14 protein-coding genes are annotated in these 14,787 nt (G+C 50.3%); 6 read left to right on the plus strand and 8 right to left on the minus strand.

Annotation, left to right across the window (positions count from 1 at the left end; genetic code table 11):
* Positions 1–488 precede the first annotated feature (488 nt).
* Complete coding sequence (locus DCW36_RS01085; protein WP_114783713.1) at positions 489–1,088, plus strand: hypothetical protein; 600 nt, start codon at positions 489–491, stop codon at positions 1,086–1,088.
* Positions 1,089–1,167: 79 nt separating this feature from the next.
* On the opposite strand, the gene purE is transcribed toward DCW36_RS01085, so the two are convergent.
* Entirely contained in the window at positions 1,168–1,704 is a 537-nt protein-coding gene (gene purE / locus DCW36_RS01090) for a 5-(carboxyamino)imidazole ribonucleotide mutase (protein ID WP_114783715.1), read from the minus strand.
* A gap of 1 nt (position 1,705) precedes the next feature.
* The gene (locus DCW36_RS01095) at positions 1,706–2,839 is read right to left on the minus strand and encodes a 5-(carboxyamino)imidazole ribonucleotide synthase (RefSeq protein ID WP_114783717.1); all 1,134 of its coding nucleotides are present in this window, start codon (positions 2,837–2,839) and stop codon (positions 1,706–1,708) included.
* A gap of 258 nt (positions 2,840–3,097) precedes the next feature.
* Here DCW36_RS01095 and DCW36_RS01100 point away from each other — a divergent pair, with 258 nt between their 5' ends.
* A complete protein-coding gene (locus DCW36_RS01100; RefSeq protein WP_114783719.1) occupies positions 3,098–3,718 on the plus strand; it encodes a MarC family NAAT transporter in 621 nt (206 codons plus the stop codon).
* Between the two features lie 226 nt (positions 3,719–3,944).
* Entirely contained in the window at positions 3,945–4,991 is a 1,047-nt protein-coding gene (gene hemE / locus DCW36_RS01105; RefSeq protein WP_114783721.1) for a uroporphyrinogen decarboxylase, read from the plus strand.
* Between the two features lie 87 nt (positions 4,992–5,078).
* On the opposite strand, the gene DCW36_RS01110 is transcribed toward hemE, so the two are convergent.
* The 6 genes from DCW36_RS01110 to DCW36_RS01135 all read right to left on the minus strand — a co-directional run bounded on the left by DCW36_RS01110 (position 5,079) and on the right by DCW36_RS01135 (position 11,840).
* Complete coding sequence (locus DCW36_RS01110; protein WP_114783723.1) at positions 5,079–6,878, minus strand: TrkH family potassium uptake protein; 1,800 nt, start codon at positions 6,876–6,878, stop codon at positions 5,079–5,081.
* A 251-nt stretch (positions 6,879–7,129) separates the two neighbouring features.
* A complete protein-coding gene (locus DCW36_RS01115; protein ID WP_114783725.1) occupies positions 7,130–8,149 on the minus strand; it encodes a bifunctional heptose 7-phosphate kinase/heptose 1-phosphate adenyltransferase in 1,020 nt (339 codons plus the stop codon).
* On the minus strand, positions 8,149–9,363 hold the full coding sequence (locus DCW36_RS01120; RefSeq protein WP_114783727.1) for a pyridoxal phosphate-dependent aminotransferase: 1,215 nt from the start codon (positions 9,361–9,363) through the stop codon (positions 8,149–8,151). Before DCW36_RS01120 ends, DCW36_RS01115 begins: the two co-directional genes overlap by 1 nt.
* A 171-nt stretch (positions 9,364–9,534) precedes the next feature.
* The gene (locus DCW36_RS01125; RefSeq protein ID WP_114783729.1) at positions 9,535–10,800 is read right to left on the minus strand and encodes a glycosyltransferase family 2 protein; all 1,266 of its coding nucleotides are present in this window, start codon (positions 10,798–10,800) and stop codon (positions 9,535–9,537) included.
* A 137-nt stretch (positions 10,801–10,937) separates the two neighbouring features.
* Positions 10,938–11,546: a recombination mediator RecR gene (recR, locus tag DCW36_RS01130; RefSeq protein ID WP_114783731.1), complete on the minus strand. Its 609-nt coding sequence runs from the start codon at positions 11,544–11,546 to the stop codon at positions 10,938–10,940.
* 12 nt (positions 11,547–11,558) lie between these two features.
* Positions 11,559–11,840, minus strand: coding sequence for an ATP-dependent Clp protease adaptor ClpS (locus DCW36_RS01135; RefSeq protein WP_114783761.1), 282 nt, complete (start codon positions 11,838–11,840; stop codon positions 11,559–11,561).
* A 324-nt stretch (positions 11,841–12,164) separates the two neighbouring features.
* Between DCW36_RS01135 and DCW36_RS01140 the strand changes: the two genes are divergently transcribed.
* The 3 genes from DCW36_RS01140 (at position 12,165) to DCW36_RS01150 (ending at position 14,628) form a co-directional block, all read left to right on the plus strand.
* Positions 12,165–12,710, plus strand: coding sequence for a hypothetical protein (locus tag DCW36_RS01140; protein WP_114783733.1), 546 nt, complete (start codon positions 12,165–12,167; stop codon positions 12,708–12,710).
* Positions 12,711–12,768: 58 nt separating this feature from the next.
* Positions 12,769–13,629, plus strand: coding sequence for a DUF4846 domain-containing protein (locus DCW36_RS01145; RefSeq protein ID WP_114783735.1), 861 nt, complete (start codon positions 12,769–12,771; stop codon positions 13,627–13,629).
* A gap of 312 nt (positions 13,630–13,941) precedes the next feature.
* Positions 13,942–14,628, plus strand: a complete 687-nt coding sequence (locus DCW36_RS01150; RefSeq protein ID WP_114783737.1) for a hypothetical protein — start codon at positions 13,942–13,944, stop codon at positions 14,626–14,628.
* Positions 14,629–14,787: the final 159 nt, after the last annotated feature.

A 14,787-nucleotide genomic window follows, 5' to 3' on the forward strand; every position in this document is an offset into this window, starting at 1 on the left:
AATATATTTACCATCAGAATAAAATATATACAATAAAACAATTTCCATAACTACAAAAACAACACAGGACAACTTCAAGATTATTCCCATTTATAGAATATTGACCCACCTAAAATTATCCTCTTTTCTCATTTTTAGAATTTAAAAAAACAGGCTAATTCCCTCCACCTATCCAGTTGGAGCAGTTTACAGAAACTATTCCTGTAAGTGAGCGGACAACTCCGATGAAGCGAAGATCAGGGAAAGAAGTACAAGGTGATTTAACAGTTCAGCTATCGCAAGTGGTGCGAACTGGTTTTCATAACAAACCCTAACTGGATATTTCAACCAAACTCTACAGGTGGCTACAGATTACTGAAACACTTACACATTCCGGCAGAGTGCCTATTTTGTATTAGAAAACTACAGAATATGGTGAAACTCTAAACAATTAAGCTTCGACAGCGTTAATTTTTATATGAACATATGTTGAACTAACAGATAAAGCTATGAAAAATTTACTACTCTTAACAGCTGCACTCCTGGCTTTAACGTTTCAGGCAACTGCACAGGACTTTTCCAGACCACAGACGACCGCAGCTGTTTCCGGTGATGCTATTCAAAAAGGGAACTGGATGGTGGGCGCCGGTATCGGGAACATTGGTCACAACTTCAGCTCCGAAACCTTTTCGTTTGATTTAAGCCCCAGGGCGGGTTATTTTATCAGCGATAATGCTGTTATTGGTGCACAGGTGCAGCTAGGGGCTACCATCTGGAGCGGCGAAAACCTGTTCCGCTATGGCTTAGTTCCCTTTGCACGCTACTACTTCCCGGAAGGCTCCGCCCCTACCCACCGCTGGTTTGGCGAGGCAGTACTGGGAATTGCAGGCAGCACACAACCTGGCGAAGACACTGGCACCGTTGTGTCTAGGGTATATGGCATCAGCGCCGGCTATGCCCATTTTGTGGCTTCCAATGTGGCGCTGGAAGGGATGGTAAACCTCATCAGGAGCAATGCAAATGTCGATGTAGACGACAATACCCAAACCGGTCTGTCGCTTAGCTTAGGACTGCAAATCTACCTGCCCAGCAAGGCGAACCAGCAATAATTTCACGTTTGACTTCTTAACAAAAAAGCAGCTGAAGGCCAATCTTCAGCTGCTTTTTCCTTTTTATATCAAGCTCCCCTTAATCCAGGTGGGAATCTCCTCTTTTCAACTCTTCAACAGAACGCATTACTTTATCTTTCAGGCTGTTCTTGTATTTCTCCAGCCTGTCAGCCACAGCTGCGTTGCTGGTGCCTAGAATCTGTGCCGCCAGTATGCCGGCATTCTGCGCACCGTTCAGAGCTACCGTAGCTACCGGCACGCCGCCCGGCATCTGCAGGATAGACAGCACCGAATCCCAGCCATCGATAGAGTTAGACGATTTAACTGGTACGCCAATAACAGGCAGGGTGGTGATTGAGGCGACCATTCCGGGTAAATGCGCAGCGCCACCGGCTCCGGCTATGATTACTTTCAAGCCTCTTTTGCGGGCATTTTCGGCATATTCTACCATGCGGTGCGGCGTGCGGTGTGCCGACACAATCGTCATCTCGAAGGGTACGCCCAGCGCATCCAGTACTTCCGCAGCAGCTTCCATTACTTTGTTATCGGATAGGCTACCCATAATAATGCCTACCTGAGGCTGTGCGTGTGGTGTTTTTACAGTTTCTTCGGCCATGTTATGCTATTACTTTGATTACGTCTCTGATCGATGCTGCCCGCTCCTGTGCCTGCTCCAGGCTTTTGCCCAGCACAGTGATGTGCCCCATTTTACGCGCAGGACGGGTATATTTCTTCCCGTACAAATGGATGTAAACACCTGGTACCTGCAGGGCTTCCTCCAGCCCCTGGTAAACTGCCTCACCGGAATAACCGGGCTCACCCAGCAGGTTCAGCATAACGGCAGCACTCTGTATATCGGTGTCGCCCAGCGGAAGGTTCAGGATGGCGCGCAGGTGCTGTTCGTATTGCGAGGTAAAGTTAGCTTTAATGGTGTGGTGGCCGCTGTTGTGAGGACGTGGCGCCACTTCGTTCACTAAAATCTGCCCGTCTTTGGTCAGGAACATTTCCACGGCCAGGATACCCACCATACCGAACGCCTCAATCACACGGGTAGCGATTTCGGTTGCCTGCCGCTGCAGGTCCGCCGGCACATTGGCTGGCGTAAACAACGAATCGACCAGGTTGTGCTCCGGATGGAAACTCAGCTCCACCACCGGGAAAGCCGCCACCTCGCCATTGGCGTTACGCCCCACGATCACCGAAATCTCTTTCTCGAAATCAACCAGCTTTTCCAGCACCGACGGTTCTTCGAATGCTTTGCCCAGGTCAGATTCAGAGGTAAGGCGTGTCACGCCACGTCCATCGTAGCCCTCGCGGCGCAGCTTCTGGAACGCAGGCAGAAAAGCAAGATGGCTTTCCTGCAGTTCCTGCTTGTTTTGGAGCAGGCGGAAGTCGGCAGTTGGAATGTTGTGCTGCTGCATAAATTCCTTCTGTGCCCCCTTGTCCTGGATGGTTCTGACGGTGCGGGCATCGGGATACACCTTTACGCCTTCTTCCTCCAATTTTGCCAGCGCATCGCAGTTCACGTGCTCAATTTCGATGGTAACGATGTCGCATTTCTTCCCGAAGTTGTACACCGTATCAAAATCACGGAAGCTACCCACATAAAACTCGTTGCACAGCGGCTTGCAGGGCGCATCCTTATCGGGGTCGAGGATGAGCGTGTAGAGGTTAAAATCCAGCCCGGCCTGCAGCAGCATCCGGCCCAGTTGGCCGCCGCCCAGTATGCCCAGCTTTACTTCTCCTGTCATATAGTATAGTAGTGTTATTTCCTGAAACGCCAAAATTAGTGGTAAATGTGCTAATGTGCTAATTTGTGCAGGAGTAAATGGCTTTGAGGAGGTGCAGCGGGTGTGTAGGCAGCTGCAGCAGACTTTTCTGGCAGAAAAACAGGTAAAAGTTCTGCTGCACCAGCCACCACAGTCTCACCTGCTCCTCAAAAAAGTTTTATTCCAAACCAAGTGTTGTTTCTGTAAAGAATAAATGGCTTTTTGCATCAAATCTGATTTATGGAAATCATACTTGCTACTTTCACGGCACTTTTCTCTGTTGTAAACCCGTTCGGAGCCATGCCGGTGTTTCTAACCCTGACGCAGGACGATACGGAGGAACGCCGGAACGAGCAGGCGCTGCGGGCCTGTATTTACATGGTGGGTATCCTGGTGGTGTTTTTCCTGGCAGGGCAGTATGTGCTCAACTTTTTTGGCATCCGGATACACGACCTGCGCATTGCCGGCGGCCTGATGATTATGCGGGCCGGCTTCGATTTACTCACGCCCGGCGCCAACAAACGCAAGATTTCGCCTGACGTGGAGGAAGAAGGGCAGCAGAAAGAGGACATCTCGTTTACGCCGCTGGCCATGCCCATGCTCTCCGGTCCTGGTTCCATTGCCATTGCCATCGGCCTTTTCACCACCTCCCTCTCCTACTTTGATATGGCGCTCATCCTGGTGGGAATCATTTTTCTGGCCATCGTTACGTATATTATCCTGCGGTTTTCGTTTCAGCTGACCCGGTTTATGGGGAAATCAGGCTTAGCGGCGCTTTCCCGCATCATGGGCTTTATCGTGCTGTCTATTGGGGTGAACTTTATCATGTCGGCGCTGCGGGCGCTGTTCTTCAGCGAGTAAAAAACATTGCTGCAGCTGCCACCACACCCACTGCTCCTTGTCTGAACCGTTGATGACAGGATAAAATGATGTATGTGATTACATGTTTGCTTTCCAATATTGATTGCGAGAGAAAGGGATAAAACATTTCTTACTGGCTAACTTTTCCAGCCATTTAACCATCTAACCATTCAACAATTTAACTTTTCAGCAATTCAACCAAAAGTAAAATGAGTATCTTTGCACCATGCAACTGAAGAACGATTTGCTTTTAAGAGCTGCCAAAGGAGACGCAGTGGAACGTACGCCTGTTTGGCTCATGCGCCAGGCCGGTCGCATTTTACCCGAGTACAGAGCAGTGCGTGCGAGCCTGAGCGGGTTTAAGGAACTTGTTGAAACGCCGGAACTGGCCGCTGAAGTCACCATACAACCCGTCGATATCCTGGACGTGGATGCCGCCATCATTTTCTCCGATATCCTGGTGGTACCCGAAGCCATGGGTTTGGTTTACGAGATGCAGGAAAAAAGAGGCCCCTGGTTCCCGAGCACGATCCGTACCGAAAACGACCTGCGAAAGCTCCGGGTGGCAGACCCGCAGGAGCACCTGGGCTATGTGCTGGAAGCGATTAAAATAACCAAACGCGCCCTGAATGGCCGTGTTCCGCTCATCGGTTTTGCCGGCGCCCCCTGGACCATTCTGGCTTACATGGTAGAAGGCAGCGGTTCCAAAACGTTCTCCGCCGCCAGGGGCATGCTGTATACCAACCCCAAACTGGCGCACCAGTTGCTGCGCATGATCACCGATACGACCATTGCCTATCTCAAAGCACAGGTAAAAGCCGGCGCCAACCTGATCCAGATATTTGATTCGTGGGCAGGCATCCTGCCACCGGCGCATTACCGGGCTTTCTCGTTGCCTTACATCAGCGAGATCTGCGATGCCATCCGCGATGTGCCTGTAACCGTGTTTGCCAAAGGTGCTTTCTTTGCGCTGGAAGATTTCAGCCGCCTGAACTGCGAAACCATCGGGCTGGACTGGAACATGGATATCCGCACTTCCAGGAAACAGGTAGGACCAAATAAAACCCTGCAGGGCAACATGGACCCCTGCCTGCTCTACAGCTCTTTTGAAACCATCCAGCAAGAAACCATCAACATGCTGAAAGAATTCGGACCACAGCGCCACATTGCCAACCTGGGCCACGGCGTTTACCCCGATACCGACCCCGAAAAAGTAAAATGCTTCGTGCAGACGGTAAAAGAATACAGCTCCATCGTGAATAAAGAAGGATAAGAGAAGATTTTCTTAAAACCAGAAGCGGCGTGTACCACAGTTGAGAATAGCTGTCGTACACGCCGCTGATTTTTTGTGCCAGGTTGCTTAACCCACCGCCAGGTGCGCCACCGGGTATTTGTAAGCCGTTGAAGTAGCCCGCGTACTTAATGCCAGCGCCAGCGTAAGCGTCCCCACCCTGCCCACAAACATCGACACAATAATAATGCCCTTGCCCATATCCGACAAACCTGCCGTTATACCCGTACTCAGGCCTACCGTAGCAAAAGCCGATACCTGCTCAAAAGCCAGCCGGACCATATCGTATTGCCCATCGGTTATAGACAGGAAAAACAGGAACAGGATATTGATACTGGCCGCGAAGGTAAAAACAGAGAAGGCTTTATAAGAGACCGAGTGCGGAATAGACCTTTTGCCAATTTCTACATTCCGTTTCCCCCGGATGGTGGTGATAACAGAAAGAATGATTACCGTGAAGGTGGTGGTCTTGATACCGCCTCCCGTAGATCCCGGCGAGGCTCCGATAAACATCAGGAATATAAACAGCAGGATCGTAGGCGAGGTCAGGGCCGAAATTTCTACGGTATTAAAGCCGGCCGTACGGGTGGTAACCGACTGGAAAAAGGCTGTGATCAGCGCCTCCACAAAGTTAAGGTGCGACAGCGTATTGTAGTACTCCAGCAGAAAGAAAGCCACTGTACCGAGTGCAAGCAGCGCGGCAGAAGTGTAAATTGTAATCCGGGTAAGCATGCGCCAGTTCTTCCAGGGCGAAACCATGCGCGTGCGCATGGCCTCCGGCGAAAACACATCGATGATCGTTGGAAAGCCAATACCGCCGAAAATAATGAGCACCGCCATGGTCAGGTGCAGGATATAAGCCTCCCGGACAGGCTCCGTGTAAAGTCCTTCCGGGTAGAGCGATAAGCCTGCATTGCAAAAGGCAGACACCGAATGAAAAACCGAAAAGAAAATCTTGTTCCCCAGCGATCCGAACTGTGCCTCCGGTCCCCAGGTATTAAAAATAACAAAGGCCCCGATCGCTTCAATCGACAGCGTCATGACCACCAGTTTGCGCAGCAGGTTTTTTGTGGAATACAGCGACTCGCTTTCCATCAGTTCGTACATGGCCACGCTGTGCTTGATACCCACCCCCTGCCGCATCAGGGTAGCAAAGAAGGTCGCGAAGGTAAGGATGCCCAAACCGCCTAACTGCACCAGCAACAACAGCACCACCTGCCCTGCCTGTGTAAAATAGGTACCCGGATCAACTACAGCCAGCCCTGTTACGCACGAAGCGCTGGTGGCCATAAACAGCGCATCAACAAAGCTCATGCCGTCCGAAGCAGTCACCATTTTAGGCATCATCAGCAGGCCCGTACCCAGCAGAATCAGGAACAGGAAACTGAACAGGAACGTCACATTTGGCTGAAGCTGCAGTGTTTTCAGGTGCACCTTCGTCTGGAGCAGCTCGATTATGAGCAACAGCAGCATGTAAATGGAAACCGAGGCGCGGTAAATCTCCACCGACATGGGTATATCAATGCTCTCGAAGATGTTGTAAATAAGCGGTATCTGCAGGACGTACGTGCTTATCTGGTTTACAAAAATAAGGAGCATCAGGAGCCCCTCGAACCAGGTACGTTGCAGGAATTTTATCCGCTCGAAGGTATAAAGAATACGGAGCAGGTAAATAATGACAAAAACAGCCAGGATACCGTCGATCGCATAGTAAATGAGCTGCAGTTCCACGGGGCTCTCCACAATGCCATGCGCATACACCAGTAAGGCAATAGCCAGCAGCGTAAGCGAATAGGTGACACGCCGCATGGCAGCATAAGCTTTCAGCTTGCTGTCGTATAATACCCTGTTTAGTTTTTCTGTATTCATGAGGTATAAAACCCTGTTACGACTTCAAAAATAAAAATGGTGACAAAGGCGGCAGTAAATTTACTAAATTTATTCTGCTGCCGTTGTCACCATTTCTTCTGCACTTCCTTCCATTTAAAGAAATCAGCCAGGTAAAAACTACTTGTTGCTGTCCGATGGTGGAAGTTTACCACATTTAAAATTTAAGTTGTACCGGTTACTGCCAACACGAAGTTGCCGGTCAGGCAAGGGATTAAACCGGAACGAAGTGCTCAGGCACTTTTCAGCTCGTGCAGTTGGAAAAGCTTCAGTTGCTTTGCCTCCTCCAGCAGCTTCTGCTTGTTTATAGGCACCACGCCCACCTGTTCACACACCAATCCTCCGCCCAAATTGCTTAACCCGGCCATAAAAGGCACCGATGTCCGAAGCGCCATACACAGGGCTGCTATACTGATTACGGTATCGCCCGCACCCGACACATCGGAAATGGCTCTGCGGTGGGCCTCGATGTAGGTATTTGTTCCGCCATCGGCAATAAACACCCCCCGCTCCGACAGCGTTACCAGTACCTGCTCCACGTTAAGCTTGCGTTGCAGGGTGGCTACGGCGTCTTCGAAGGCATGCAGGTTTTCGTCTGCAAAGTCCACTTTCAGCCCTTCCTTCAGCTCTTTCAGGTTTGGCTTGAACAGGCTGCAGCTCACATAACTCAGGAAATTCTTTTTCTTGGGATCGACTACGGTGGGGATATTGCGCTGCCTGGCCGCTTGTATAAACCGGCTGATGTTCTTTTCGGAGAAGATGCCTTTGTCGTAGTCTTCAAAAATGACCACATCAGCCTGGTCGAGCAGCTTCAGGTAGCGTTCTTCCAGGTGGCGTTCTTCGTAGTCGGTCAGGTTGTGCTCTATTTCGGAGTCTACGCGCAGCAGTTGCTGGGCACCGGCAATAATGCGGTGCTTGATGGTGGTTACCCGCTCCGGGCTCTGCACCATACCTTCCGTAGCGAGTTCCCGCTCTTCCAGCAGGCGCAGCAGGTCTGCCCCGTCCTGGTCGTCGCCAATGACAGAGCATAGTAAAGGAGTGGCCCCCAATGCCTGCACATTCAGTGCAACATTGGCGGCCCCACCCAGGCGCTTTTCGCGCTTTACTACATTTACTATTGGTACCGGCGCCTCCGGGGATATCCTGTTCGACTTGCCCCATAAGTAGGAGTCGATCATCACATCGCCCACAATCAGCACCGTAAGCTTATTGAAAGCCTGAAAAATGGCTTCCAAATCGGTAAGTTGAGTCATTACTGAAGTTTTGCCAGACTCTCTTTGATGCGTTTCATCGCCTCAACCAGCTTTTCGTCGGAGGTTGCATACGAGAAACGGATGCAGTTTGGAGCTCCGAAAGCGTCGCCGCTTACCAGCGCCACATAGGCATCGGTGAGCAGGTACATGCTCAGGTCAAATGAGTCTTTAATTGTTTTGCCGTTTACGCTCTTGCCAAAGTAGTAGCTCACGTCCGGGAAAATATAGAAGGCACCGTTTGGTACGTTTGTTTTGAAGCCAGGAATTTCCTTCATCAGGCCCAGCACCAGGTCGCGGCGGCGCAGGTAGTGTGCAGCCATTTCCTCGGCAGACGCTGAACCACCCTGCAGTGCAGCATAAGCCGCTTTCTGGGCAATAGAGCAGGTACCGGACGTAATCTGGCTTTGCATTTTATCGCAGGCAGAAGCAATTTCTTTATGCGCTGCAATATAACCAACGCGCCAGCCCGTCATGGCATAGCCTTTCGAGAAGCCGTTCACCGTAATCACACGGTCTTTCAGGTAATCGAAGCCTGCGATGCTGGCATGCTTTTCACCGAAGTTGATGTATTCGTAAATTTCGTCAGCCATTACAAACACCTGCGGGTGTTTCTCCAGCACCTTTGCCAACGCTTCCAGTTCATCTTTGCTGAACACGGAACCACTTGGGTTACAAGGCGAAGAATACATCACCAGTTTGGTTTTTGGCGTAATGGCCTTCTCCAGTTGCTCGGCTGTTACTTTGTAGTCGTTCTCCAGCGTTCCCATTACCGGAACCGGAACCCCTTCGGCCAGCTTCACAATCTCTTCATACGACACCCAGTAAGGGGCAAAAACAACCACTTCATCTCCAGGGTTTACCAGGCACATCACCACATTGGCAATAGACTGCTTGGCACCTGTAGAAACCACAATATTCTCTGGTTTGTAGTCCAGGTTGTTATCGCGTTTTAGCTTGTCAACAATGGCCTGGCGCAACTCCGGGTAACCGGGCACCGGCGTGTAAAAGGTAAACCCGTCGTCGATGGCTTTTTTAGCAGCATCTTTGATGTATTGAGGCGTCTGGAAATCCGGCTCCCCAAAGCTCAGGTTTATTACATCGAATCCTTGGGCCGCCAGTTCACGGCCTTTTTTTGCCATGGCGATAGTCTGTGACTCTGCCAATGCAGTTATTCTGTCAGATAGGACAATGTTCACCGCTTCTGTATCGTACATATGGTTATAAATTTGAAAACAAAGTTAGTTAATCTGAAACAGACTTGCCAACAGCATCTGACTTTAATGGCAAAGCCGTTTCCATTCCGGCAGGTAAATTGGGAATAAGCAGCGGAAATTAAAAAGGAAATCTGGAAAATTTAGCAGATTGAAAAAACGGAGTTGTTTTTGCTACACAAACACGAGCAGTTTTTCCCCCACCTCCGATTTGGCGGTATAATAATAGCCCCGGTCGTCTTTGGAGGTACTCCCGATAATAAAGTCCGAACTATCGGGCAGAATGCTGCAGGTGATTCCTTTCCCGGAAAGGGCTGCAATGTTTTTTATGATGCAGGCGTAGGTCAGGCTTTTTTTGCAGAAAACGATTTCTGAGGGTTTGTACTGTTTCAGGAAGAATTCTGAACCTTTACCTTTTGCGTCGGCTGCAGCAATGCGGGTCACATAACGCGCTTCTATTCCGCTCTGCAGCAGTATTTGCAGCGCCCGCTCATACTCCTCTTCCTCTCCCACTACCAGCACGTTTCTGCCGGTTGCCATTTTCCGGTTTTCCAGCTGCCGCCCTGTTATGCCCAGCATTTTGCGAAGCGGCATCATCACCACCGATAAACCCGCCCGTAAATAGATAGCCAGCAATATGAGCTTTGAGAAGAAAAGCGCGTTGGAATGGGAAAAATGCTTTTTATAGAAAATGGCCATCGCTTTGTAAAAAACGAGCACATAGTTCAGGCTGCCTTTGTGGGTGCTTTCGCCTTTGTAGTGGATGATGGTGGTGCCGGGGTAGTAGTAGTTTTTGTAACCGCCCAGCACAATGCGGTACGACAGGTCGATATCCTCGCCATACATAAAGAAGGATTCATCCAGCAGCCCCACCTTGTCCAGCGTTTCGCGGCGCATCAGCATAAAGGCACCCGACAGCACCTCTACTTCGTGCAGCTCGTCGGGCGGTAGAAAGCCTAAATGGTAACGGCCAAAAGTTCTGGATTTGGGGAAAAGTCTTGAGATACCTGCTATTTTACACAGCGCCACCATTGGCGTCGGCAAACCGCGTTTCGATTCAGGCAGAAACTTTCCGGCCCCGTCTATCATTTTCACGCCCAGGCCGCCGGCGTCGGGGTGTTCATCCATAAAGGCCAGGCACTTGCGGAAAGTTGTTTCCTGCACCACCGTATCCGGGTTCAGCAGCAGCACATACTCGCCGGTAGATGCTTCTATGGCCTGGTTGTTTGCTTTTGAGAAGCCTACGTTTCCGGTATTGGCGATCAGTTTCACCTCCGGAAATTTGGCTGCCACCATTTCCACAGAACCGTCTGTTGAGTTGTTGTCTACCACAAAAATCTCGGAAGGAATACCTGCGAGCGCATCCCGGACAGACGAAAGTGCCTGTTCCAGGAAATACTGAACATTGTAGCTCACAACAATTACAGATAGCTTCTTCAAAACGCGACAATGTTAACTCCCCGGACAGCTTTACACTCCAGCTTCAGGGCAAAAATGGGACAATCGATTGCTTAAAGGCTCTAAAATAAAAAAGATACAGCTAAAAAACTGTATCTTTTACAAATATTTGTAAGTTTCTACACTTTCCCATAGGCTGTTCGCTCCACAATACTGCGCCCCAGCGTAATTTCGTCGGTATATTCCAGTTCGCCTCCTACAGGCACGCCACGGGCAATGGTCGTGATGCGCACGTTCATATCGCGCAGCTTGCGGGTCAGGTAAAAACCGGTGGTATCGCCTTCCATGGTTGGGCTGATGGCCAGCACAATTTCCTTCACCTCGGAGTTTGGCAGCCGCTCCAGCAGCGACTCAATGTGCAGATCGGACGGGCCGATGCCCTCGATGGGCGAAATAACGCCACCCAATACGTGGTACAGGCCTTTATACTGTGCTGTGTTCTCGATGGCGATGACATCGCGGATGTCGCTTACCACGCAAAGCAGGCTGCGGTCGCGCAGCGGGTTGGCGCAGATGCTGCAGACTTCCGTATCCGAAATGTTATGGCAAACGCTGCAGTGCTTTACTTCGGTACGCATTTTCACCAGCGCCTCTGCCAGCTGAAAAGACTCTTCCGACTCCTCTTTAAGCAAATGCAGGGCTAAACGCAGGGCAGTTTTACGACCAATACCCGGCAGCTTCGCCAGCTCCTCCACGGCATTCTCGATTAACTTAGACGGAAAATTCATCCAACCCTCCTGTTATTCAATATTAGCCGAAAGATCTTTGTCGTGCAGCGCGGTGCACATTCCCTCCAGTTCTTCGTAGGAGCCGGTTTTTACCGTACATTTGCCTTTGTAATGGATTAGCAGCGTACACTGCTCTGCCTGTTCTGCCGTATGCCTGCACACTTTTATAAGCGTATCGATCACATGATCAAAGGTATTTACATCGTCGTTGTAGACCACAAGATTACGGAGATCAGTTATTTCCTCCAGCACATCAATCTCTTCCTGATGCAGAATTTCAGTTCCTGTATTCATACTTTTCATACTACAAATTTACGAAATTTTATAGAGATTGATATGCAAGGTGCAAAACTAATTGCATTATTGCCTGCTACTTAGGCGGCTGCAATCTCTCCGGAACAAGGCTGCAGCAGCCAATAAACAGCCCCAGGCGCTGCGGAAACGGCGGAAGCAAGCCGCAGCAGCTACAAAAACAAGCGCTTTATTCTGCTGCAGCAGCCACCATTCCGTCTGCTCCTCCTTTCTGGCCATTGCTGCCACGCATAACAGGCTACACCGGCGCCAACTGCAAGACGTTATCTATCGTACCAACAGAAATCATAATCAGAATCAACACCTATGCCCGCTATTTCACCTGATTTCCGACAGGCCGTGCGCCAGCTCACCGACAAGGAAAAGGAAGCCATTATCCTGAAAGCTGCCAGGCGCGATGCGGAGCTGTATGAGCTGCTGTCGTTTGAGCTGCTCGAAGATGTTACGGTGCAGGTGGTGTATGAGCAGACTGCGGAAAAAATCCGGGAAATGCTGCTGCATACCTCCGGCCGCACCCTGAGCAAGGCGCTGGCGAAATCGCTGCGGAAGGTCATGAAGGAAATTGCCCGCTACAAGCGCATCACCAAAGACCCCAAAACCGAAGTGGACCTGCACCTCTACGTGCTCCGGCTGATATTCGACAACTTTACCGGCCAGTTCGACAGCTACTACAAAGGCTTTTATACCGCCACCGCCCGCCTGCTGCTGCGCACCATCCAGCTTATCCGCAAAAACCTGCACGAAGACTACCACCTCGAATACAAAAACGAACTCGACAATTACCTGCAGCAAATCCACCACCGCCACCACGGGCTGAGTTTCCAGTTGCCATATTCGTTTGAGTCAGCGTAAAAACTGATTTGAGATAAGCTGGCTGTTTTGTACCTTTAGTTGTACCTATGCTACTTTTATGCTGCTCCGCTACTGCCTGTACGTGTTGCTCTCCTGCTGCCTGTGTGCCTGCACATCCCGGGCCGAGCAGGTACAGGAAACCATTACTCCCGCTGCCACAGCCGAGGTCCTGGTAAATCCAGAAGGTGCAACCATAGCCGAACGGTTCCGGCTCCCCAAAGGCTTTACACGCGTCAGCTACCCCCAGGGCTCCTTTGCCAGTTACCTGCGCAGTTTCCCACTCAAACCACACGGCGCCGTGGTTCATTATTACGACGGCACGGTAAAGGCTAACGATGGCGTGTATGAAGCGGTACTGGACATAGATGTGGGGAAGCAGAACCTGCAGCAGTGTGCCGATGCCATTATGCGGCTGCGGGCGGAGCACCTGTACCAGCAGCAGCAATACGACAGCATCCGTTTTAACTTCAACAGCGGCTTCCGTGCCGACTATGCCACCTGGCGGCAGGGCAACCGGATACAGGTACGGGGCAACACGTGCAGCTGGATTAAAAGAGCTGCTCCTGCTACCACTTACGCGTCTTTTAAAGAGTACCTGCAGCTTGTCTTCACCTACGCCGGCACCCTGTCGCTGGAGAAGGAGTTGAAGCCAGTTCAGGTAACAGCGCTACAGGCAGGCGATGTGTTCATAAAAGGAGGCAGCCCCGGGCATGCCGTGGTTGTGGTGGACGCAGCAGTAAACCCTGCAACCGGCGAAAAGCTGTTCCTGCTGGCCCAAAGTTACATGCCCGCCCAGGAGATCCACATTCTCCGCAATCCCATGGACCCGGACAAAAGCCCCTGGTACAGCACCCGTTTCGGCAAACAACTCTTCACTCCCGAATGGACTTTTAACCAAAACCAGCTTCGCCGGTTCTGAAAATCCTGTAGGCTAACAAAACACGTACTGTACCTATTCCTCTAACTTCCCTCACCAGCAAGCGCCCGCTCTTTCCTGGATATTTAAAAGGCTGCATTCCAGTATTTTACACAGCTTTCCCTGCAGTTATCATGCGACTACGGTAGTTATTCCTGATGAAAAATATTTTGAGGCAATCTTTAAACCTGCTTTATATTACAAAATTTTATTATAATTTTGATAAAAATTTCAACAACAGGTACACAAGCCCCAATCAAATTACTTTTAGCCAACATGAAGAAAGCTTCATTTCTGCTTCTGCCGTTACTTATAATGGCACTGAACACTTTGGGCCAGCAAAAGCCACTACTGGACGAACCGCTACTCATTGCCCTGAAAGATGGCTCTGTCATATACCCGGAAACGATCAAGCCCATGGCACTGCCCCTGCAAAAGCCTTACCTGCGGGTGGACAGCCAATACAAACTCCCCTCCAATGAAATTAAATACTACAAAGACGGCACTTCTTTTTTCTACTGGGCCGAGGTAAACGAAGCCGGAGAAGGCGATTTGCTGAAGGTAAACAACAAGGGCAAGGTAACCACCTACTTCCGGAATAAAGTTTCTAACGCTACAGCAGACCCGTATGGTGGACGGGCGCCAGCAGCTAAACCTGATTACTTCCAGGTAAGCAATGGCCCCATCCGGAAAATCAGCTACAAAAACCTGGCACCTGCCCTTTCCGGTAACCAGGCGAGCAGGCAAAAATTGCAGGAGGTAAACAGGCTGAATATGACAAACAAAATCTGCCTGGTTGCAGGCGGCAGCATGTGGATAGCCGGCATTGTGCACATGCACAAGATTAATAACAACAACGAGGCGCCGTTCATTGAAACAGGTCTGGACACCAAAATTTCGCCCCTGATCCTGTTAGGAGCCCTTACCTTAACAGTTCCGCTGATAAACAAAGCTCCCGTTGAAAGAAAACTGGAAGAGGCGATTGCTATTTACAACAAATAACGACACCCAACTTATAAACGGGTAACGCTTTTGCAGATGAATCTCCAGTTGTAAAAGCGTTACCCGTTTTTTTTACTGCCCCAGCCACCACTCCCTCAGCTTCTTGCAGGTTCCACTTCATCAGGATACCACAGCATTAAACTAAAAAGCAAACCATTG

This window comes from Botryobacter ruber, from assembly GCF_003347595.2.
GTDB lineage: Bacteria > Bacteroidota > Bacteroidia > Cytophagales > Hymenobacteraceae > Pontibacter > Pontibacter ruber_A.